The following is a 17,936-nucleotide window of genomic DNA, read 5'->3' as shown; positions in this document are numbered from 1 at the left end:
TGGTGTCAGCGAAGCGCCGCCAGGCGCTCGTCGTCGATCGCTCCGTCGGCGTCGGCCAAGCTCGAGCCCGTCGGAGTGCCATGGGCGCCCTCGCCAGCGTCTTCTTGGTCGGCGCCCTTCGCGCCGACAGCGGTTCGCTCGAACTCGATCGCGCCGCACTCGAAGAAGGCGTCCACGAGGCTGGACACCTCGTCGCGGGTCGGGTCCTCCGACAGCCGCGGCAACCGGCCGAAGTCGCCGGCCAGCTGATCGAGCGTGAAGACTTCTTCGGGCTTTGCGAAGCGCATGCGTCCTTCGACGCGTGCCTGGTGCAGGCCAAGGTCGATCAAGGGAACCTCCGGAGGGGGAAGGACCCGAGGCGCGAGCAACGGGTCGGCGTAGTAGCGGATCTTTTCGGCGAGGATCGGCCGGCAGTTCTCGTACAGCACGACCTCGCGATCGGGCCCGAGCTCCTTGAACTCCTGCGGTAGCAGGAGCGCACGACGCTGGTCGCTCACATTGCGCGACGTCGTCGAGCCGCCGCGCGGCCCGTTGTTCACCGAGCGACCGGTGCTCGTGCCCTTCTCGGTGAGCGTCCCGAGCATTTCCGAGTACTCGTTCGCATCGCGCTGTTCGCGCGGGGCGTACAGGATCTGCAGGGCGTGGTTCGTGCTGAAGGTGCGCGACGCTTCCTTGCCGTAGGTGTCGTCGAGCTGACTCACCGCCTGGATGACGGTGAGCACGCGCAGGTTGTAGCCGGCGATGTAGCCGATGCCCTTGGCCAGGATGCCGACCCGTCCCATCGCCGTGAACTCGTCGAGCACGAAGAGGCATTGGTGTTTCAGCGCCGGATCGTGCTGTGGGAGGACCTCGGTGTTGAGATTGACCGACTGCGAGAAGAAGAGGTTCAGCAGCACCGCGGCGTCGGCCAGCCGGTTGGGCGGAATGACGACGTAGACGCTCATGCGCCGACGTCGCAGGTCGCCGAGGGAAAAGTCGCTCGTGCTCGTCGCCGCGTCGACCAACTGCTCGGACCAGACCGTGAGCGGCGCGTTGAAAGTCGCGAGGATGCTGGTGAGCGTGTTCTCGGACGTGCCGAGGAAGCGGTTCAACGCATCGACGCACACGTCCGACAGGGGGTGATCGGATTCGCGCCGCTGCGCGATCAGCTCGACCAGGTGGTCCTTCAGCGGCTTGCCCTTGCCACTGGACTGCCGCAGCATCTCGCCGATCGTCCGCGGCAGCTCGGGCGTCTCGAGGAGGTACAACCCCAGCCCCAGAAAGAGGTTGCGCGCCTGTTCGTTGAAGAACTTGTCCGTGCCCGACACGCCGCCACCCGAGCTGGGGTAGAGCACCTGCGCGATTCCGAGCAGATCGCCGACGCGGAACCGGTTTTGCTCGCGCACGGCGCCGAGCACATTCCAGCGATGCGAGCGGCCATCGCGTGCGAAGGGTGCCCAGACGTACACCGCTTGCCCGTGCTTCGCTCGGAAGCCCGCGGTCAGCTCGAAGTTCTCGCCCTTGATGTCGACGACCACGACCGAGTCGGACCACGACAGCAGGTTCGGCACGACGACGCCGACCCCTTTGCCCGAGCGCGTCGGGGCGCTCAGCGTCACCGATTGCTGGCCCGGCAAGGTGAGGAAGCGGTTGCCGAGCTTGCCAACGACGATGCCGGCCGTGTTGCTCAGCAGGCCGGCCTTCACGACTTCGCTGTGCTTGGCCCATCGCGCGCTGCCATGCAGCTCGCGGCGTGTGCCGAACCCTGCGGCTATGGCACACGGCAGCCCGAAGAACGCGATGCCGCAGACGATCAGGCCGACCTTGAGCTTCTTGCGGTCCTGTGGGTCCTCGGCTGTGTCCGCCCATAGGTCCCAGAAGCGACCAGTGCTCAACGATCTGGGTGCCTGCTTGTGCGCGACCAGGTAGACGGCCGTCGCGCCGCATAGCGTGCCGACGTACGACAGACCCAGGTACCCGATGACCGCGGCGCCGATCGCGATCGCCTTGAACGTCTGTGCGCCGTTGCCGCGTTTTCTCGGCGCCACGGCGGCCGGCGCGGCCGTGCTCGCTGTCTCAGGCGCCGCCATGAGCCAGACCCTTCGGCGCGTAGTGAACGCCGGTCACGGCGAATTTGCGGTTCGCACCGACGCGCGCGAAGTGCACGACGACGTCGATCACGCTGTAGGCAAGCTGCTTGATCTCGGGCATCGAGAGGCCGCCGCCGGCACCGGACTTGCGCGTGAGCAATGCGATGCGCTCGAAGGCCTCGTCGCACGAGCCCGCGTGCACGGTCGTGATGGACCCGGGGTGCCCGGACGCTGCGCCGTCGAGGAAGGAGAACGCTTCCTCGCCGCGGATCTCAGCCAGCAGCACGCGATCGGGACGCAGTCGCATGCAGGCCTCAAGCAGCTGGTCGGCCGTGACCTTGGCCGCGTTCTGCCGACCCTTGCTGTACAGCAAGTTCACCTTGTTCGGGTGCTTCGGCAGCTTGAGCTCGAGCGCGTCCTCGATCGTGATCAGGCGCTCGTTGGCCGGGATTTCCGCGGCCAGCGCCTTCATCATGGTGGTCTTGCCGCTGCCGGTCGCGCCGGCGAGCACGATGGTCTTGCGCGCGAGCACGGCCTGGCGCAGGAATTCGGCCAGGCGACCATCCTCCTTCAGCTGCAGGAGTCGTTCGTCGTCGGCACTGCGACGCGCATGCTCGTTCTGCGCGTGCATGAAGAGCCCCGAGCCCTCGAGATCCGACAGCGACATCACCGAGTCCATGGGCTTGCGCAGCGACACCGCGACGTAGTCGCTTGGCGTCGCCGGCGGTTGCAGGATCTGGATGCGTTCCTCGCTCGGCAGCGATGCGCTCAGCAGCGGCGCCATCACGCCGGTGCCCTGCACGGTGTAGGTCGCGACGGCGGTCGCAAGCTCGGTCATGCCGGCGAAGGTGATCGCGTCGTCGGCGAAGACTTTCCAGCCTTCGAAGGTCTCGACCCATACCTCGCCGGGCTTGTTCACGCAGACCTCGATCACGCCGGGACGGTCGAGGTACTGGCGCAGCGGCGCGAGCTTGCGACGCAGTGCGGTGGTCTCGTCGATCTCGGCATACGCGTTCGCCCGGCCTGTCCGTGCCCTGGGGAAGGTTGGGATCGGCTCGGCCGCCAACATCTGGGTGCCGTTCATCATTGCTCGATCTCCTCGAAAGTGACAGCGATGCCTTCGGCCTCGAGCGCGACCTGCAAGGTCCTGGCGATCGTCTTGACGGAGGGCGACGTCGGCGTGCCCTTCAAGCGCTGCATCAGCGACACCAGCTGCTTGATGAAGATTCGCCAGGTGATCGCTTCGCCGGTGTAGCCGTCGCCTTCGTTCGAGACGCTGGAGCAGCCGATCCGGATCTCGGCCTGGTCGTCGATGCATTCGACGAACCATCCCCAGTCCTCGCCGAACGGATAGCCGCTCGCGATGCCCGCCTCGATGAGGCGCTGCGCCACCCACAGCGCCAGCTCGAAGCCGTAGACACCAGGGTTCTCCTGGCACTCTTCGGGTAAGAACGGGAGGAATTTCGCGGACGCGAAATTGAGCTGTAATGTGCCCAGCTCCTTGGCCACCGCGTTCATGCGAAGAGCGCTCCGAACGCGTGATCGAGGTTCGAGCTGGCGCTCCCCGAGAGCCGCTTGAGCGTCAGCATGCGCAGGGCGTGGTCGCGCTCCTCGTCTGTCGTCGCGGCACGGAACCGGTCCCGCCAAGGGGTCGTGTCGGCGTGCACCTGAGCGAGCGACAACCCCGTGCCCTTCAGGCGCTCGAACACCTCGTTGGCGTACACCGTCGCGGCCGGAGGCACGACGCAGTTCCCCTCGGTGGCTGCTGCATGGAACAGCACGCCGAACTCGACTTGAACCGAGTCGCCCTCGTCCACGCGGTTCATCACCACGCGGACCTTCGCGCGCGGCACGCCGAGCTCCTGCAGGGCCCGGATCGTGTTCAGCGTGTCGCCGAGCTGCTTGCGCGAGTGCACAGCCGGCACCACGAACCAGTCGAACTCTTCATGAGCGCCCTGCAGCGAGCGCATGCCCTTCATGAACTCCTCGGCGTTGCTCGCTCCGACATCGACGACGGCGGCCTCGCGGCTCATGACCTCGTCGAGCAGTTCGATCAAGCGCTTTCCGCGATGCCGTTCGACTTCGACGCCGTCCAGCTCGGCATCGAGGTTGAGCGACTCGACGCTGTAGATCTGCGCATCACCAATGCGTGGCGCCAGCATGTGGGCGGCGAGTGTGGACTTGCCGACGTTGCCGCTGAAGTTGATCAGGACGACCTTCATCTGCTTCCTCCCATTCATTGCGGCACGAGCTTGTAGACGCTCGAGAAATCGAGATCTCGCGCGACGCGCACGCCGACCACGCCCCCCTGGTTCTGGTACATGAGCGGCGGGATGTTGATGGTGCTTTTCAGCACCTCTTCAGCGAGCGAGGAGCTGCGTTCGGCAGTCGACGGCAGGTACACCCTTTCGCCGCCTTTGTCGTCCGACCCGCCGGCGAGCTTGATGGCGTCCTCGATCAATGAGACGAGGAGGGCGGCGCCGATCCGCTCGGGCCAGCGGTTGTCGACGTAGCCGCCGATCCCGCTTTCGCCGAGCTGCCCGACCGCCGGGGATTCCAAGTCGACCGACACCGCCTGCGGCGTCAGGATGCGGGTCCAGATCACTGGAATTCGCGTGAGGCCCGGCTTCACGTTCACGATGCGGTACTCACCGTTGAAGTGGCTGCCCTTGTCGACGAGCACCACTTTCCCGTCATGCCCGGTGATGTCGCGCTGCGCAATGCAGCTGATGAAACCTGACGTCGCGGTCACGATCCGCGTCTGCAGCGTGCAGGGGATGATCACGCCCTGCGGAATCGTCAGCGAGCGATTGAAGGGCTTCTGCGCACGCACCTTCGGCGTTGCGCTGTGGTCGATGCCACCCAGGAGCCGGGACGTGTTGCCGTCGGCGTCACCAGGCCGGTTCGACGCGCCGGGTCCCCAGGGGTTGGGGTACTCGAGGCCGGACGGTACGTTTGGAGCCCTCTGCCCTCCGACGAGGGAACCTTCCGCGCTGTCGAGCTTCGCCTGCAGGCGCAGGCGATGGGCCTTCAGGTCCTCGATCGCTTTGTCCATCGACTCGCGCACGGGATCGTCACCGCCGGCCGCGTCCTGATCAGCGACATGCCTGCCCGAACTCCCATTGCCGGAGACGTGCTGCCGCGGCGCAGCGCCGCGAGCCTGTCCCGAGAACACTGGGGCATCGATCGGGTTGATCGTCTGTTGCGGCTGGCCAGCGCGAGAGCCAGCGGCGCGGCTGTTCGGCGCCGCTCCCGCTCCCGCGCCAGTGCGCACGACCGGTATCGGCTGCACATCGCCTGCCTCCCTGATCGCCGGCACCCGTTGCCCACGCTCTCCGATCGGTCCCGATGCCGCCGGCGCCGGCGCAGAGGCTGCTTGCCCCGTCGGAACAGTCCCCGCTCGCGCGTCGCCGAGCCGCAGCTTCTGCGCGTTCGCGCTCGCGACCGGCGGTGCCTTGTCAGGCTGCGCCTCACGGCGGCTGTCGAGGAAGCGCTTCGCGACGAAGCTCGCGACGACCACCACCGACAACGCCAGCAGGGAAAGCGCCAGGATGGCTGTTGCCGACACACCGGAGCGCCGCTGGGGCGCAAGTCCCGGCACCGCGTCGCCGGTCAGCTGGGCATCGCCATTGCCCTCGTATGGCACCGTGTTTGGCGCTTGTGTCATCGGTTCACTCCATCGCTGCCTGCTGCAACCTCTGCTCGCCCGATCACGGCGCGTGCAACGCCAGGCACTGCCGTTGCGCCCTTGGCCGCTGCGCCCTCGGGGTCGAACGCTTCGTTGACGACCGCTGCCACCGCCTCGCCCAGGCGCAGCACGAAGCGCCGCACAACCCGATCAGCCACCAGCAGCCCGTCCTCGCCCATGCGCACGTTCACCGTCTCCTCGCTGCCGTCGGCAGCATTCGCGAACACGGCCGGCAGCGGCCGGTTGCCCGGCCACAGGAAGTAGGTCGAACGACCGTCGTCGTAGACCATGGTCGGGACGATCTCTTCGCCGAGTTGCCCGACCGCAACCGAGTAGTCGGCGTTGCGAACGACCGGCACGGCCTGCATCCGATTGGCCACCAACCTTTCAGCCGACATCTCTGGCGGCCTGATGGGAACCGCGACCTGGCTGCGGGCCTGCGGCGCCGCCGGCGCCGGGAGCGTCATGACGACGCGCATCGCGGTGATGCCTCTCTCCTGCGCCACCAGCTCGAACGTGTGTCGCCGCTTCGTTGTGACGAGCGACAGGTTGTTCGTCGTCGCGCCTTCGCGCGGCTTGACGAAGATGTCTCGTCGGGTCTCCCCGACCGCGACGCACCAGGTGTCGATCGGCGTCTCGCAGGACGAGCCCTGGCCCGTCGCGTGCTCGCCGACCAGCTGCTCGTCGGCCGCCAGCACGATGTGCGTCACCTGGCCGCGCTTCGTATGCACGACCACGACCGCATCCGGCGCATATTCGACGCGCCGGATGCGTGGGTCCTGCGCCGAGCTCGATGCGGAACTCGCCTTCGAGCCCGAAGCCTCGGCGGCCTTGGCCCCTGCAGCGGGAAGGACCGAAGCGGCCACGACGATCGCAAGCAGATGATGGGCTTGCATCACACGCCTCCGGGCAAGCTGGGGCCACCAGCCGGTGCCGCCGGCTCGATGCGCGAAGCGGCGACTTCGGCGTCGGTGCGATACCCGGTCACCACGAACCCGAACGGGTTCTCCAGCCGGTCGACGTCCTTCTTGACCGCCCCCGGCCGGTACTCGTACCGGACGGTCGCGGTGTACCTGGTCACGATCGGCTGTGTCGTCGACTGGTTGCGCACCTCGCGCTCGTAGGTCACGAGCGCTTCACCGCCGCGCCCGTACTGCGAGCCCGTTGTCGGTCGCACGCTGATCACCGTCACGCGGCGCAGCTCATTGTCCTTGAGCTTCTCGTGCAGCGCCTCGGGCCCCGTGAAGAGCGTTTGGTAGGGCCGGAAGAGCTCAGGCGTACTCATGCGGGCCACCTGCTGGTAGTCCGCGCCGAGCATCGAGTAGTTGTAGGACTCACGCGCCCGAACGTAGACCGCGGCGTTGTGCAGGTCCATCGCGGCCACCTGCGGGACGCTCGACGAGTCGTCGAGATTAGGGAGCACGACCGTCTCGCCCGTGGTCTTGTCGACCATCAGGACTTTGGCCGCTGGCGGGGGCTTCAGGTACTGCGCGGTGGCTGCAGCCATGCCCAGCACGGCGATGCCGACCGAGGCGGCGGAGATCAACCACGCCCGGCGTTCAGACCGCGCGAGCACGGCACGGGTTTCGACCTCCCAGCCGCTGCTCTCGGCCAAGGCCTTGAGCGCGGCCGGCGATGCCGGCAGCTTCATCGTATCGGCGACGCTCATCACAACCCCAACGATGAGATGTTGGCGCCGAGCTTGCCGGTGCGCGCGGCGTTCTCGCGCTGCGCTTCGCGCGCCCGCGCCAGCTGCACCTGCGCGTCGGCCTCGGACGACGCGCGCACCAGTTGGATCTGGGAGAGCTCATGCTGCAGCAGTGCGCTTTCGGCGGCGATGCGCGCCTGAACCTCGGCAATCTCCTTGGCATCCTCCGTCGTGCCCGCGAGCTGCATCAGCTGATTGATCTGATCGACGCGCTTGCTGCCCCGCTCCAATGCGTCGTCGTAGTACGCCTGGTACTGATACGGCTTGCTCAGCTCGGCTTCACATCGAGAGCGCGCTGCGCCGGAAAGTTCGCCGCAGTCGTACACCATCGCTACGTCACGCAAAGCTTTCGCCTTGCCTGTCAAGCCGGCCTTCCCGAGCGTGTTGATGGACCTCAGAACGGTGTGCGCGTCCTTCGGAACGTAGTTCTGTAGCAGCGGGCTGTTGAGCACCTGGCCGAGGTTCCGGGCACCGGAGATCGCTTCGTACTGCTGCTTGAGTTGCTGGTACTGGGCGTACATCTGCTCCAGTTCCTTGATCATCGTCGCCGCATCCATGATCGCCTGCGCGAGGTTCGCTACATCGATCACCGGGATGCCGGCTTTGGCGGTGTGCGGTGCGATCCAAACCGCCACCACCATCATCAACTTCACGAGGGTTTTCTTCACTTTCCTCTCCTTTGCGTTGAACACTCGAAGCGCCGCTACCGGCGCCCACCACCGAACAGGCTGCTGACGCGCTGGTAAGCCGCCTGGCCGGCCGCGTGGCCCGAGCCGTAGCTCGGGCCGCCACCTCGTTGCACTTCGTTGGAGCGGCCACCGCCACTGCCGCCGCCGCCCGAGCCAGATCCACGCCCGACGCTGCCGAGGATGTAGCTCGCGACCATCGACGCCCCGGTCTGCACCGCCGGGCCTCCTGTCAATGCCGAAGCGAGCTTCGGCGACTGCCACAGCAGGACGGCGAGCAGCACATAGATCACAAGAAGACCGGCCGCCGCCTCGAGGCCGTTCACGTCGCCCTGCGCCTGGAAGGCCCCGGAAGCCACGACGCTCTCGATGCACTTGTTGACGACGAAGAGCGACATGCCGAGCGCGAAGAACACGAACCAGGTCATCACGACCGCGGACAATGCGAAGGACAGCCACGAGTCGAAGAAGCGCGACGTTGGCTTGAAGAGCAGGCAAAGAATCGCCGCTGGCCCAATGGCAAGTGCGAAGCTCAGGAAGATCTTGGAGATCAGCACCACCGCGGCTGCGACGAACAGGAATACGTCCAACCCCAGCGTGTAGACGATCCCGGCGACGACCAGATCGAGCCGCGTGATGCCGGCTTCCTTCCAGAGATCGTCGAGCGCATCGACGCCCGCCTGGAACGCGACATCCAGTGCTCCGAAAGCCGAGCCGACCGATGACGCTGCGCCGAAGGCTCCGCCGCCGCCTGACGAGATGAACATCGTGGCCATGCCGTCCTGCATGTTCTCGAGGACGGACGAGACGTTGCCGATGTAGAGACCGCCCCCGAGCGCGAAGCCGCAGATCAACGTGAACTTGACGACCTTCCAGGCGAAGGTATCGATCGCCTCGGACACTTCACCCCGCATGACGGCGAAGCCGTAGTTCGCGATGTACAGGGTCAGCATCACGAGCGCGAGCGGCATCAACGCGGCTGACAGCATGCTGACCGCGTTGTTCACGTAGCCGCTCAGGAACTGGTTCAGCCAGTTGCCCAGGTGCGAGAACATCACTGGACCTCTTCTGGTGGCAGTGCGAGCACGTTGTCCCTGGTAGGCTTCGCATAGAGCCCTTGGCACTTGACCGGTGCCGCCATGCCGATGCAGGCGTGCCATGCGCCCTTCATGAGCACGACCCAGGTCCGAAGCTTCTTGACCGTGCCGATGTCCGAAGGCTCGCAGCTCTCTGCCGTCACGACGGTGCTCGTGCATTGCAGGAGGCCGTCGGGGCCTTCGATCATCCAGTGCGTGTTCCCGCCGAACGGCGCGCCCACCTTCGCGATCTTCAGCTTCGGGTAGTGCGGATTGCGCGGCGGGAGCTCCACCTGGCGCTTGCCGTTCGCGTTGCGGACCGCTTCGTTGTAGGGCAACGTCGCAGTCAAGACGGGTGGCGCGGCCATCGCTTGGCCGATGACAATGACGATGCCGAGCGCCATGCCCGTGACGGTTCTGTTCATCTTCATGCGCTCCTCCGGAAGCGTTCGGCGGCCGCGCGAACCCGTGCGTAGAACGGCTCGAGCCACAGGTCCGGTTCATCACCGACCTCGGCACGAATCAGGTCAAGCAGCTGCACCGATTCCTGCGTTGTCGACAGCACGGCCAGCGCGTCGTCCATGCCGCGTAGGTTGAACTCGCACACGTTGCTCGTGCCGTTTTGCTTGATGAGGAACTGCCGTGCGCCGCGGCGCCCCAGGTCCTGCACGAGCTGAAACTCCGCATCCGTCAGTCCGAGCGCGCGGTATTCATCGCGATCGGCATCCTTGTTCGGCAGCACGATCTTGGTGACCGACTGCTCGACCATGACGCGCCCGTTCTCATTGCTCAGGAGGTCGCCGACCTCCTGGGTGTCGAAGATCCCGAGGCCGCTGCGCTTTCGGATCGTCTTTTGGCCGTGCTTGACGAACTTGGCGAAGATGCTGTCGCCCAAGGCCTTCCAGCACTCTGCGACGTGATAGATGAAGGGCGTGCCGTCGACGAGCTCGTCGTTGATGTTCAACAGATCCATCATCACCGGCACCCGGACTTCATCTGCGGCCAGGATGCCCGTGTAGTCGAACCCGAGGTAGCGATGGCGCTTGATCTCACCCAGGCTGTCCGGAGCGCGGTCGAACACCCAGCCCATCTCCCCTTGAGCCGTCCAGCGCCGGAAGCGGTCGTACAGGCTGTTCTCGCGGTCCCGCGGCAGCAGCCCGAGAAGTGTTCCGAAGCGCCGCTCCTCGAGCGGCATCTTGGCCACGCCGCGAACGGCAGCGTCGATCGCCGCGACTTCGTTCGGCAGCAACGGCAGTTGCGGCGTCTCGATGCACTGCTTCACGAGCGCCATCCAGTGCCCGACGCGGGCCTCAGTCACCGGACGCTGAAGCGGATTCAGGCCGGTCGGTTCGCCGTACTCGAACCGGCCGAAGGTGCCGCCCAGCGCCCTGATGATGATCTCGGTGTCCCGATCGAGCGAGAAGCTCACGATGCGTGGTGGCTGAGGCCATTTCGCGCTCAGCGCCATCAGCGCGGTGAGCAGCGTCGTCTTGCCGCTGCCCGTCGAACCGATCACGATCGTGTTGCCGGGCAGCTTCTTGCCGGCCGCGTCCTCGTCCGGCGAGGACACGTGCAGGTTCAGGTAGAAGGGATGGCCGGCCGGCGTGCGCATCAAGGCCAACGCTTCGCCCCACGGGTTGCCGTCGCGCTTGCCGAGCAAGAACGTGTGGCAGCAGGTGAGCGCTGCGAAGGCTCGCGAGGAGATCACTGCCTTGCGCGTGCGCCACTGGAAATTCCCCGGCTGCTGGCTGAACCAGCCGGCATCGCCGAGCAGTTCGACGGGCACCAGCTGCATGGCGTTGAACGCTGCCACGCGGCCCACAGCCGCTTGCGCGCGCATGCGCGCATCACCGGGGGAGTCTCCGAAGACCGCCAGCGTGTAGCTGTACTCACCCATCGCGAACAGGCCGTCCCCCAGCCAGTTCATCGCGTCGTCCATCGCAGCGACCTGCGTGTGAACCACGTCTTCCCCCGCGATCAGCTGGTTGCGCTGTACGCGCAGCGCCGCGAGCGCCGCGCGGCGCGGCATCAGCGCCAGGCATTGCGTCTCGATGTACTCGGAGTCGAGGTAGAGCAGCGGGCTCAATGAACCCGGCTCGACCTCTGCGGGATACTCCTTGATGTCGAGGATCGCGGCGTAGCGCTTCGTCGCCAGGCCCCGGATCTCGATCTCGGCGCCACCGAACGTGAGCCGCACATCCGGCAAGACCTTCCAGGCGGGCCCAGCCGGCACGCGCACCTTCTGCCAGATGCCATTGACCAGGTACGCGTAGAGCTCGCCGGCTTCCCAGTAGTCGCCGGTCGGCTCGGCGCGAACGCCGAGCGGCTGCGGTTCGAAATCCGACAGCGCCGCCTCGATCAAACCGCCGAGCTCGTCCATGCGCTCGATCGCCTCAGCGTTCCAGCGCTTCAGGTTATCGACTGTCCGCTGCCCTTTGCGCAGGCTCTTGTCGCGCGCGGTCTCGCAGGGGCGATAGAGCAAGGTCAGGAACAGTTCCTTGATCAGAAACGGCTCGGCCTGCAGCCGGTCCTGATACTGCTGGCTGAACGTCGCGCTGAATGTTGGCGCCACCGGGTCCATTAGCCGGTCCGTGCCGCGGCGCTGAATGCGGTGCATGTAGACCGCACACCTGCCTTCGGGCAGGTTGCGCAGCATGTTGCATAGGGCTTCGTGCCGTTCGGCGATGATGTTCGGTTGCACGCCCTCGAAGGTCACGCCACCGACGCGCCAGGTGCGCAGGTAGTCCCCGTTGCGCGTAATGGTGTCGAATTCGGACACCGGGCTCGAGATGCTCACGAACTCGCCGACATTCGTGTCCTTCTGCCCCCAGAACCGTGGGCTAGCGCCTCCAGACATCGTTCGCTCCTCTTGCGCGATAGGCGCTGTAGCTGCGCAGACCGAAGAGCCTGCGGTTGCTGTTCAAGTGGTTGAGCTTCAGGGCCTTGAACCATTGGGTCAGGCGCTGGTCATCGCGCGCCGTGACCGAGCGCATCCAGAGATAGACGGCGCCGTCGAGCGACACGCCTACAAGGAACGCCCACGGGCTGACGAGCGAGCCGACCCACAACGTCACGAGGGCGATCGGCATCAGGACGACGACGATCGGAATCAGGGGAACCCCGGCCTTCATCGCAGGCCGGGTCGCTCCCTTGTAGATCGCCTCGCGCATCACAGCCCCGCGGGGCTGCGCGTGGTCAGTAGCCATGGTCGGCTGCCGTCAGACGAACATCGCGGCCATCGCCGCCGCGCCGCCGCAGACCGCGGCACCGAGCAGCTTGTTCGACACGTCCCGGAAGCTGGCGCCGTCGAACATGATCTTGTAGCCGGCCATGCCGAAGCCGACGGTGCACAGCGCGAGCGTCACCGCCGCCACCGTGGCGGCAATGATGTTCACGCCGTCGACCACGCCTTGGATAGCGCCGGCGTGCGCGCCCTGCGTGACCGCGATCAGAACTGCACCCGCGATCCGGGGGGCGATCGTTCTGCCTGCAGCCAGGTGATGCTTGATGCGCCTCATTCGAAAGGACTCCTTCTGTTGTCATTGGTGCTGGGAAAGGGGGTGCCGTGGGGGCCGAGGCGGGTCGTGCGCACGCTGCACCCAGCAAGGCAGTTGTCTCGTCGCCTAGTCGGTGCGGGACCTCCTTTCCTGCTGCTGCCGGCTCTCCGTTTGCGCTCTCCATGCGTTCACGACGCTAGTGACGTACCCATGCCGGAAGCCCGTCTGAAAATTTCCGCTGTAGTAGCAAGACAGCGCCATGCGCAGTGCTTGCTGCTCCGATGCTTTCCTGCTCGCACGTTCGAAGCACTCGCCCAAGATCACCTGCATCGCCTGCAGGTTTGCGCACGGCTCGAAAGCGGTTTGCGCCGTGAGACCGAGGCGCGCGAAGTTCGAGCGATTGATCTGCGCCAGGCCGACCGAATAGTTCATGCCCTCCACTTCGAGCTGCCTGACCGTGGCCAACGCTTCGGCCATGCTTCTGGCCTGCCGTTCGAGCCGGGCATCCACGACACCGATCGCGAACTGATGCCCGCCGCTCTCCTGGTGCACCAGCGCGTGCGCTGTCGCCGGCGCGACCAGCGGTGCGCAGGCGGCGATCAGGGTGCCGAGGCCGGACATCCGCTCAGGCCTCGGTGCTGAAGTACCTGGGCAGCGGCTGAGCGGCGGCGTCTGCTGCGTCGGCCTCCGACTTGCGCGCCTGCGCGAACGCCTTCTTCTGGTCGGCCACCGCCTGGGCTTGCGCCGCGATCGTCGCCAGCTGCTGCGCCTGCTGGTGCATCTGTGGCAGCTGCGCCTGCTGCGTCTGCAGGTTGGTCACTTGGTTGATCGCACCCTGCTTCAGGTAGTACAGGGTCAGGGCCTCCGACTTCGCCTGGTTGTAGGCCGCGATATCCGCCGCCGTCGCACCCGGCTTCTTCGCAGCCGCCTCTGCGGCCTGCAGCTTCGGCTGGAATGCCGACTCCGCTGCGTCCCTGGCGTTCGCATACGCAATCGCCCCAGCAATCTGGCCCGGCAGCGAAGCCTCGAGTGAGGCCAACTCCTGCGCGTAGGTGGTGGCCTGGTGGGCGGCCAAGGCCGCCTTCCCCATCGCCAGCAGCGCGTCGTTCTCGGCGGCCTCCCAGGCCTTGTAGGCCTGCGCGGCGGCCGCGGCCTTGGCCTCGATGTCAGCCTTCATGGCAGGCCAGTCGCTCACGATGGCCTGCGGCGGCCGCGGGTTGTTGGGATCTTCAACCAGCTGCTCGATGTACGGTTGCGCCGTGGGCCCGCCGTACCAGATGCGGCCCCAGAGCTTGCCGTCGATCCATTGCTCCTGGACACCGGTGTAGAGGCAATAGCGGTACTGGTTCCGGGTGGCGTAGTAGGTGAACGGGCAGTTCTTGTCGGGCTCGGCCGGCTTCTCCTGCAACGCGCCTTCGTTCGCGCTCAGCTCACCGCCATTCCCGCCGCTGGCGTCCTTGCGCTTGCAGCTCGGAATCTTCTTGCCCTTGGACCACGCCTTCCACGCCTTGCGCATCGGCTCTTCGCATTCCTTCAGCGCGGTCGGACCCTTCGGGTTGGCGCTGCAGAGCACGACTTCGCACGGCCACGTTTCCTCGGCATGAGCCATGGTCGGGCATAGCGCTGCGGCCGCGACGATGAGCGCGAATTGCTGAAGCTTCTTGGTTGCTCTCATTGCGTTTTCCTTCACATCGAGTCGCCGGTCAGGAGACCCTTCACTTGATCCTGGCGAGCTCGCCAGGGCGTTGTTGATTCATCGCAGCGCTGCGCGCGGCCCGGTTGGTCTTGGCGAGCTCGATGCACTTCTTGAGAACGATCACGTTCGACTGCGGCAGAGCCATCCGCGCTGACGGCGCGCATCAGTCGGTGAGCCTCGTCCTCGCCCACATCGCCGTCCTGCCGCAAGACAGGCGGCGGTGATCCGCCGACAGCGGCGTCGCTGACGCCGACCATCTGCGCGCGGTGCGACGCACAGCGTTCCACTTGCACGTCCTCGGCTCCCCTGGGTTCTTTCCGACGAAGCGCCAGAAGTCTGGCGGTCAACGCCTGTTATGCGACAGACAAGTGACACTGTATGTCAGACGGTTGGTGAAAAGCTAGCAGATTGTTGTCAGAAGTTTGAAGCTAGGGGGGTCAAGGCGCGGCGATCCTGATGGTTGACCGGCAACGCTTTGTTAGCATCGCGCCCGCTTCGGATCAGCCAGCGCCCCCAGAGGGGGTTAGTCAACCAAAAGGTTCAGGGAGAACCCGTATGGAGGCCATTGCGCCCGCACATCAATCCGCGAAGGTGATTGCGCCAGAGCACGCCGGCGACCTGCGCCCCGCCGTCTTGGCGGGACCAGACCAACTCTCGCAAAGCGCGAGGGCGAAAATCATTGAGCTCTCTGGACCACGGCCCATTCGGTTTTTGACCGAGATGTTCCTCAATTGGGCCGTAATCGCGGCTCTAATCGCGCTCGGTATATGGGCTGACAACCTTGTAGTCACCATCCTGTGCATCATCGGCATCGGAACCCGCCAGATGGTCTTTGGCCTCCTCATGCATGAGCAGGTCCATCGGCTCGGGGCGCGATCCAGATTCGCCGATTGGTGGATCAACGTCTTCGCGGTCTATCCGTTGCTCGTGACGACCGTTGAAGACTACGCTGCGGTTCACCTTTCGCACCACAAGTACTTCTTCACCGATAAGGACCCGGACTTTGTCCGAAAGTCCGGGCCGGATTGGTCGATCCCTACGAGCCTTCGCTCATTTCTTTGGATCGTCCTCAAGGACCTTACCGGCATCAATACGCTGGGGCTGATACGAGGAAAGACGGCGCCGAAGGACGTGACGGAGTTTCGACGCAGAAACCCGACGCCCAAGTTGCTCCGCTGGATCTTCTTCGCAGCCGTCGCCCTAGCGCTCACCCTCGCGAACGCTTGGACCGTCTTTCTTGTGTACTGGGTGGTGCCGCTCCTGACGGTGACGCAGTTATTCGTGCGATGGATCGCCGTCATCGAACACAAGTACAACGTGCCCAACGCCACCGTTCACTCGGTCACGCCCCTCATTCGCCTAAAGTGGTGGCAAAAGATTCTCTTGCCTGACTTCAACTTTGCTCAGCACGTCTATCACCACATGCACCCGGGCGTCTCGTTCGCCAATTTGCCCGCTGTCCATGCGATCTACAAAGCTGAGGGCTTGGTAGACGAGACGGCCATTTTCAACGGCCAGGGTTCGTTCCTGCGCTATCTGGTCAAGCGAAAAGCGGGCTAGCCCTTTGACGGTGGGTTGCATGAGGTCAGTATTCAGGTTCTTTGCGCACCATGGAGATGTCGAGCTCGACAACGAGTTCCGTCGCGTCTATCAGGCTCCCGGTGCTACCTATTTGGGCATCAGTCTCGCCCTCGCGCTGCTAACATTTCTGAGTTTCTATTTGCTCGACTTCATCCATGGAGTGTTGCCGGCCGTTGGCGGGGTTCAGTCCTTTCGGTTGTTCGTCATTGCGCTGTTGGCGATCGGGTCCCCGCTGTGCTTCTATCGACGCGAGTTTGTGGCCAGGCACTACACTGCGTTGGCAAACGTCGTCATGCTTGGAGCCCTCCAAGCGGCCGCATTTGTTGCCTTTAACGCGCGAGCCCAACTTTCCCATGCCGAGCTGTATTGGGCGTTGACGTCATCGCTCTGCACGGGTGTGGTCGTCGTCCATGCGTTTTCGCGTCTCACCGTTCTCAACACAGCTGTCGTTGCCGGCATTTCATCAGTCACCGGGGTTGCATACGCTTTGCATATGCCGGGGCAGGGCGCCCAGATTGGGCGCCTCATCACCCACTTGGTCGTCGTCAATATTGCGGCCTTCGCACTCGCTCACAGCATTGAGAACCGTGAGCGGAAGCTCTTTCTCGCGCGCAAGGATAAAGAGCGCAGGAACATCTACGCGAAGGAACTTGAGGCTGCCAAGCGAGCAGCGGAGGAGGCCAACGAAGCCAAGTCGCGCTTCCTCGCGAACATGAGTCACGAGGTTCGGACGCCAATGAACGGCGTCCTCCAGATTCTTGAATCGGTGGCGAAGAAGGCCAATCAAGACGATCGCGCGCTACTAGAGAAGGCGCACAGCGCCGGGCATGCGCTGTTGCAGATTCTCAACGGCATCCTGGAGTACACCAAATTGAGCCACCGTGATTCTGACGCGAGGCGATGCGTTGTCAGCATTCCTGATGCCGTACGGACCGTGAAGGAGCTTCACGTTGCTGCAGCCACTTCGAAGGGCCTGAACCTGCACACTCGTTTGGACCTCGTGCCGTCGGTGACGAGAGTTGTGATTGACGAAGTCAGGCTTTTCGAGATCTTGAACAACCTGACGGGAAATGCGGTCAAGTTTACGGAGGCTGGCTTCGTCGAGTTGTCATCCAGGCTGGAACCTCGTCCAGGGGAATCGCTCCCGAAGGCTTGTCTGCACCTGCAGGTTCGGGATACGGGTAAAGGCATCCGCGAGGAGGATCTGGAGAAGGTTTTCACGCCCTTCTTCCAGGGCGACAGTGGAGCCGATCGTCGCGCAGGTGGTATTGGCCTCGGGCTGGCCATCGTCCATGAGTTGGTGAACGCGATGGGCGGCAAGATCGAGATTTCGAGCGTCGAGCACCTGGGAACAGTGGTTCGGGTGGCCTTGCCGGTCGAAGTTGCCCAGCCGGCGGCTTTCGCCGCAGTGCAGCCCCGTTCCTCCGGGGGGACGATCGTGGAGTCACTTTCCGAGGAGCTCGGTGAGTTCGCCGGCACAGTTCTGCTCGTTGAAGACAACGAACTGAACTCCATGCTTGCGTCCCGCATGTTGGAGGAACTTGGCCTTCAGGTAACCGTTGCGGCCCACGGTCGAGAGGCTCTGGAGATCTTGGGCCATCAGGCGTTCGACGTTGTGTTGATGGACTGTCAGATGCCGGTTCTCGACGGGTACGAAGCTACGAAGCGCATCCGGCAACACGAGGCCATGGCGGCCGCCAAGTCGCCCGTTCCGATCATCGCGCTGACGGCTAACACGTTGGCCTCGGACCGCGAGAAGTGCTTTGCCTCCGGAATGTCGGACTACCTGGGGAAGCCTTACACTGAGGCGCAGCTAAGGGAGCTCCTCACGCGCTGGCTCAGAACAACACACGAAGGGCGCGGGGTGGTGACATCGGTCACCGCGTAGGTTCGGCCCCATGGGTTCGCAAGCACAAGACCAAGCAGAGCCATCAA

At 64.9% G+C, this 17,936-nt stretch carries 18 protein-coding genes; 2 read left to right on the top strand and 16 right to left on the bottom strand.

Annotated elements, in window-relative coordinates; genetic code table 11:
- Nucleotides 1-5: 5 nt before the first annotated feature.
- The 16 genes from HLB44_RS30775 to HLB44_RS38030 form a co-directional block, all read right to left on the bottom strand.
- Nucleotides 6-2,069 (bottom strand): type IV secretory system conjugative DNA transfer family protein, encoded by a 2,064-nt coding sequence (locus HLB44_RS30775; RefSeq protein ID WP_173132410.1) that lies wholly within the window; start codon nucleotides 2,067-2,069, stop codon nucleotides 6-8.
- On the bottom strand, nucleotides 2,056-3,156 hold the full coding sequence (virB11, locus tag HLB44_RS30770; protein WP_173132407.1) for a P-type DNA transfer ATPase VirB11: 1,101 nt from the start codon (nucleotides 3,154-3,156) through the stop codon (nucleotides 2,056-2,058). The genes HLB44_RS30775 and virB11 overlap by 14 nt, the downstream gene beginning before the upstream one ends.
- Nucleotides 3,153-3,587, bottom strand: a complete 435-nt coding sequence (locus HLB44_RS30765) for a hypothetical protein (RefSeq protein ID WP_173132405.1) — start codon at nucleotides 3,585-3,587, stop codon at nucleotides 3,153-3,155. The genes virB11 and HLB44_RS30765 overlap by 4 nt, the downstream gene beginning before the upstream one ends.
- Nucleotides 3,584-4,291 carry a StbB family protein gene (stbB, locus tag HLB44_RS30760; protein ID WP_173132402.1) on the bottom strand — a complete coding sequence of 236 codons (708 nt, stop codon included), beginning with the start codon at nucleotides 4,289-4,291 and terminating at the stop codon, nucleotides 3,584-3,586. The genes HLB44_RS30765 and stbB overlap by 4 nt, the downstream gene beginning before the upstream one ends.
- Before the next feature lie 14 nt (nucleotides 4,292-4,305).
- Complete coding sequence (locus HLB44_RS30755) at nucleotides 4,306-5,736, bottom strand: TrbI/VirB10 family protein (protein ID WP_173132399.1); 1,431 nt, start codon at nucleotides 5,734-5,736, stop codon at nucleotides 4,306-4,308.
- A complete protein-coding gene (locus HLB44_RS30750; protein WP_173132396.1) occupies nucleotides 5,733-6,653 on the bottom strand; it encodes a TrbG/VirB9 family P-type conjugative transfer protein in 921 nt (306 codons plus the stop codon). The genes HLB44_RS30755 and HLB44_RS30750 overlap by 4 nt, the downstream gene beginning before the upstream one ends.
- Nucleotides 6,653-7,426, bottom strand: coding sequence for a VirB8 family type IV secretion system protein (locus tag HLB44_RS30745; protein ID WP_173132393.1), 774 nt, complete (start codon nucleotides 7,424-7,426; stop codon nucleotides 6,653-6,655). Before HLB44_RS30745 ends, HLB44_RS30750 begins: the two co-directional genes overlap by 1 nt.
- A complete protein-coding gene (gene virB5 / locus HLB44_RS30740; RefSeq protein WP_173132391.1) occupies nucleotides 7,426-8,133 on the bottom strand; it encodes a P-type DNA transfer protein VirB5 in 708 nt (235 codons plus the stop codon). The genes HLB44_RS30745 and virB5 overlap by 1 nt, the downstream gene beginning before the upstream one ends.
- A gap of 35 nt (nucleotides 8,134-8,168) precedes the next feature.
- Nucleotides 8,169-9,206: a TrbL/VirB6 family protein gene (locus HLB44_RS30735; protein ID WP_173132389.1), complete on the bottom strand. Its 1,038-nt coding sequence runs from the start codon at nucleotides 9,204-9,206 to the stop codon at nucleotides 8,169-8,171.
- The gene (locus HLB44_RS30730) at nucleotides 9,206-9,658 is read right to left on the bottom strand and encodes a hypothetical protein (protein ID WP_173132387.1); all 453 of its coding nucleotides are present in this window, start codon (nucleotides 9,656-9,658) and stop codon (nucleotides 9,206-9,208) included. Before HLB44_RS30730 ends, HLB44_RS30735 begins: the two co-directional genes overlap by 1 nt.
- Nucleotides 9,655-12,006, bottom strand: coding sequence for a VirB4 family type IV secretion/conjugal transfer ATPase (locus tag HLB44_RS30725; protein ID WP_173132385.1), 2,352 nt, complete (start codon nucleotides 12,004-12,006; stop codon nucleotides 9,655-9,657). The genes HLB44_RS30730 and HLB44_RS30725 overlap by 4 nt, the downstream gene beginning before the upstream one ends.
- Before the next feature lie 61 nt (nucleotides 12,007-12,067).
- Complete coding sequence (locus tag HLB44_RS30720) at nucleotides 12,068-12,433, bottom strand: VirB3 family type IV secretion system protein (protein WP_217283863.1); 366 nt, start codon at nucleotides 12,431-12,433, stop codon at nucleotides 12,068-12,070.
- Between the two features lie 12 nt (nucleotides 12,434-12,445).
- Nucleotides 12,446-12,745: a hypothetical protein gene (locus HLB44_RS30715; protein ID WP_173132383.1), complete on the bottom strand. Its 300-nt coding sequence runs from the start codon at nucleotides 12,743-12,745 to the stop codon at nucleotides 12,446-12,448.
- 105 nt (nucleotides 12,746-12,850) lie between these two features.
- Nucleotides 12,851-13,345, bottom strand: a complete 495-nt coding sequence (locus HLB44_RS30710) for a lytic transglycosylase domain-containing protein (protein WP_173132381.1) — start codon at nucleotides 13,343-13,345, stop codon at nucleotides 12,851-12,853.
- 4 nt (nucleotides 13,346-13,349) lie between these two features.
- Nucleotides 13,350-14,399, bottom strand: coding sequence for a hypothetical protein (locus HLB44_RS30705; protein ID WP_173132378.1), 1,050 nt, complete (start codon nucleotides 14,397-14,399; stop codon nucleotides 13,350-13,352).
- Between the two features lie 40 nt (nucleotides 14,400-14,439).
- On the bottom strand, nucleotides 14,440-14,565 hold the full coding sequence (locus tag HLB44_RS38030; RefSeq protein WP_281375244.1) for a hypothetical protein: 126 nt from the start codon (nucleotides 14,563-14,565) through the stop codon (nucleotides 14,440-14,442).
- A 410-nt stretch (nucleotides 14,566-14,975) separates the two neighbouring features.
- Between HLB44_RS38030 and HLB44_RS30700 the strand changes: the two genes are divergently transcribed.
- Together HLB44_RS30700 and HLB44_RS30695 are read left to right on the top strand one after the other, a co-directional pair.
- The gene (locus HLB44_RS30700; protein WP_173132375.1) at nucleotides 14,976-15,980 is read left to right on the top strand and encodes a fatty acid desaturase; all 1,005 of its coding nucleotides are present in this window, start codon (nucleotides 14,976-14,978) and stop codon (nucleotides 15,978-15,980) included.
- Nucleotides 15,981-15,999: 19 nt separating this feature from the next.
- Nucleotides 16,000-17,889 carry a response regulator gene (locus tag HLB44_RS30695; RefSeq protein ID WP_173132372.1) on the top strand — a complete coding sequence of 630 codons (1,890 nt, stop codon included), beginning with the start codon at nucleotides 16,000-16,002 and terminating at the stop codon, nucleotides 17,887-17,889.
- The last annotated feature ends 47 nt before the right edge of the window (nucleotides 17,890-17,936 follow it).

It is taken from the genome of Pseudaquabacterium terrae, assembly GCF_013266755.1.
Taxonomy (GTDB): Bacteria; Pseudomonadota; Gammaproteobacteria; order Burkholderiales; family Burkholderiaceae_C; genus Pseudaquabacterium; species Pseudaquabacterium terrae.
The sequence above is the reverse complement of the archived record's forward strand: the minus strand, read 5'-3'. Positions and strand labels throughout refer to the sequence as shown.

Excerpts from the sequence above, each read along its gene's own strand:
- HLB44_RS30750 (WP_173132396.1), bottom strand. The coding sequence starts at position 6,653 with ATGCAAGCCCATCATCTGCTTGCGATCGTCGTGGCCGCTTCGGTCCTT.
- HLB44_RS30775 (WP_173132410.1), bottom strand. The coding sequence starts at position 2,069 with ATGGCGGCGCCTGAGACAGCGAGCACGGCCGCGCCGGCCGCCGTGGCG.
- HLB44_RS30695 (WP_173132372.1), top strand. The coding sequence starts at position 16,000 with ATGAGGTCAGTATTCAGGTTCTTTGCGCACCATGGAGATGTCGAGCTC.
- virB11 (WP_173132407.1), bottom strand. The coding sequence starts at position 3,156 with ATGATGAACGGCACCCAGATGTTGGCGGCCGAGCCGATCCCAACCTTC.
- HLB44_RS38030 (WP_281375244.1), bottom strand. The coding sequence starts at position 14,565 with ATGGCTCTGCCGCAGTCGAACGTGATCGTTCTCAAGAAGTGCATCGAG.
- HLB44_RS30765 (WP_173132405.1), bottom strand. The coding sequence starts at position 3,587 with ATGAACGCGGTGGCCAAGGAGCTGGGCACATTACAGCTCAATTTCGCG.
- HLB44_RS30755 (WP_173132399.1), bottom strand. The coding sequence starts at position 5,736 with ATGACACAAGCGCCAAACACGGTGCCATACGAGGGCAATGGCGATGCC.
- stbB (WP_173132402.1), bottom strand. The coding sequence starts at position 4,291 with ATGAAGGTCGTCCTGATCAACTTCAGCGGCAACGTCGGCAAGTCCACA.
- HLB44_RS30710 (WP_173132381.1), bottom strand. The coding sequence starts at position 13,345 with ATGTCCGGCCTCGGCACCCTGATCGCCGCCTGCGCACCGCTGGTCGCG.
- HLB44_RS30735 (WP_173132389.1), bottom strand. The coding sequence starts at position 9,206 with ATGTTCTCGCACCTGGGCAACTGGCTGAACCAGTTCCTGAGCGGCTAC.
- HLB44_RS30705 (WP_173132378.1), bottom strand. The coding sequence starts at position 14,399 with ATGAGAGCAACCAAGAAGCTTCAGCAATTCGCGCTCATCGTCGCGGCC.
- HLB44_RS30715 (WP_173132383.1), bottom strand. The coding sequence starts at position 12,745 with ATGAGGCGCATCAAGCATCACCTGGCTGCAGGCAGAACGATCGCCCCC.
- HLB44_RS30730 (WP_173132387.1), bottom strand. The coding sequence starts at position 9,658 with ATGAAGATGAACAGAACCGTCACGGGCATGGCGCTCGGCATCGTCATT.
- HLB44_RS30720 (WP_217283863.1), bottom strand. The coding sequence starts at position 12,433 with ATGGCTACTGACCACGCGCAGCCCCGCGGGGCTGTGATGCGCGAGGCG.
- HLB44_RS30700 (WP_173132375.1), top strand. The coding sequence starts at position 14,976 with ATGGAGGCCATTGCGCCCGCACATCAATCCGCGAAGGTGATTGCGCCA.
- HLB44_RS30745 (WP_173132393.1), bottom strand. The coding sequence starts at position 7,426 with ATGAGCGTCGCCGATACGATGAAGCTGCCGGCATCGCCGGCCGCGCTC.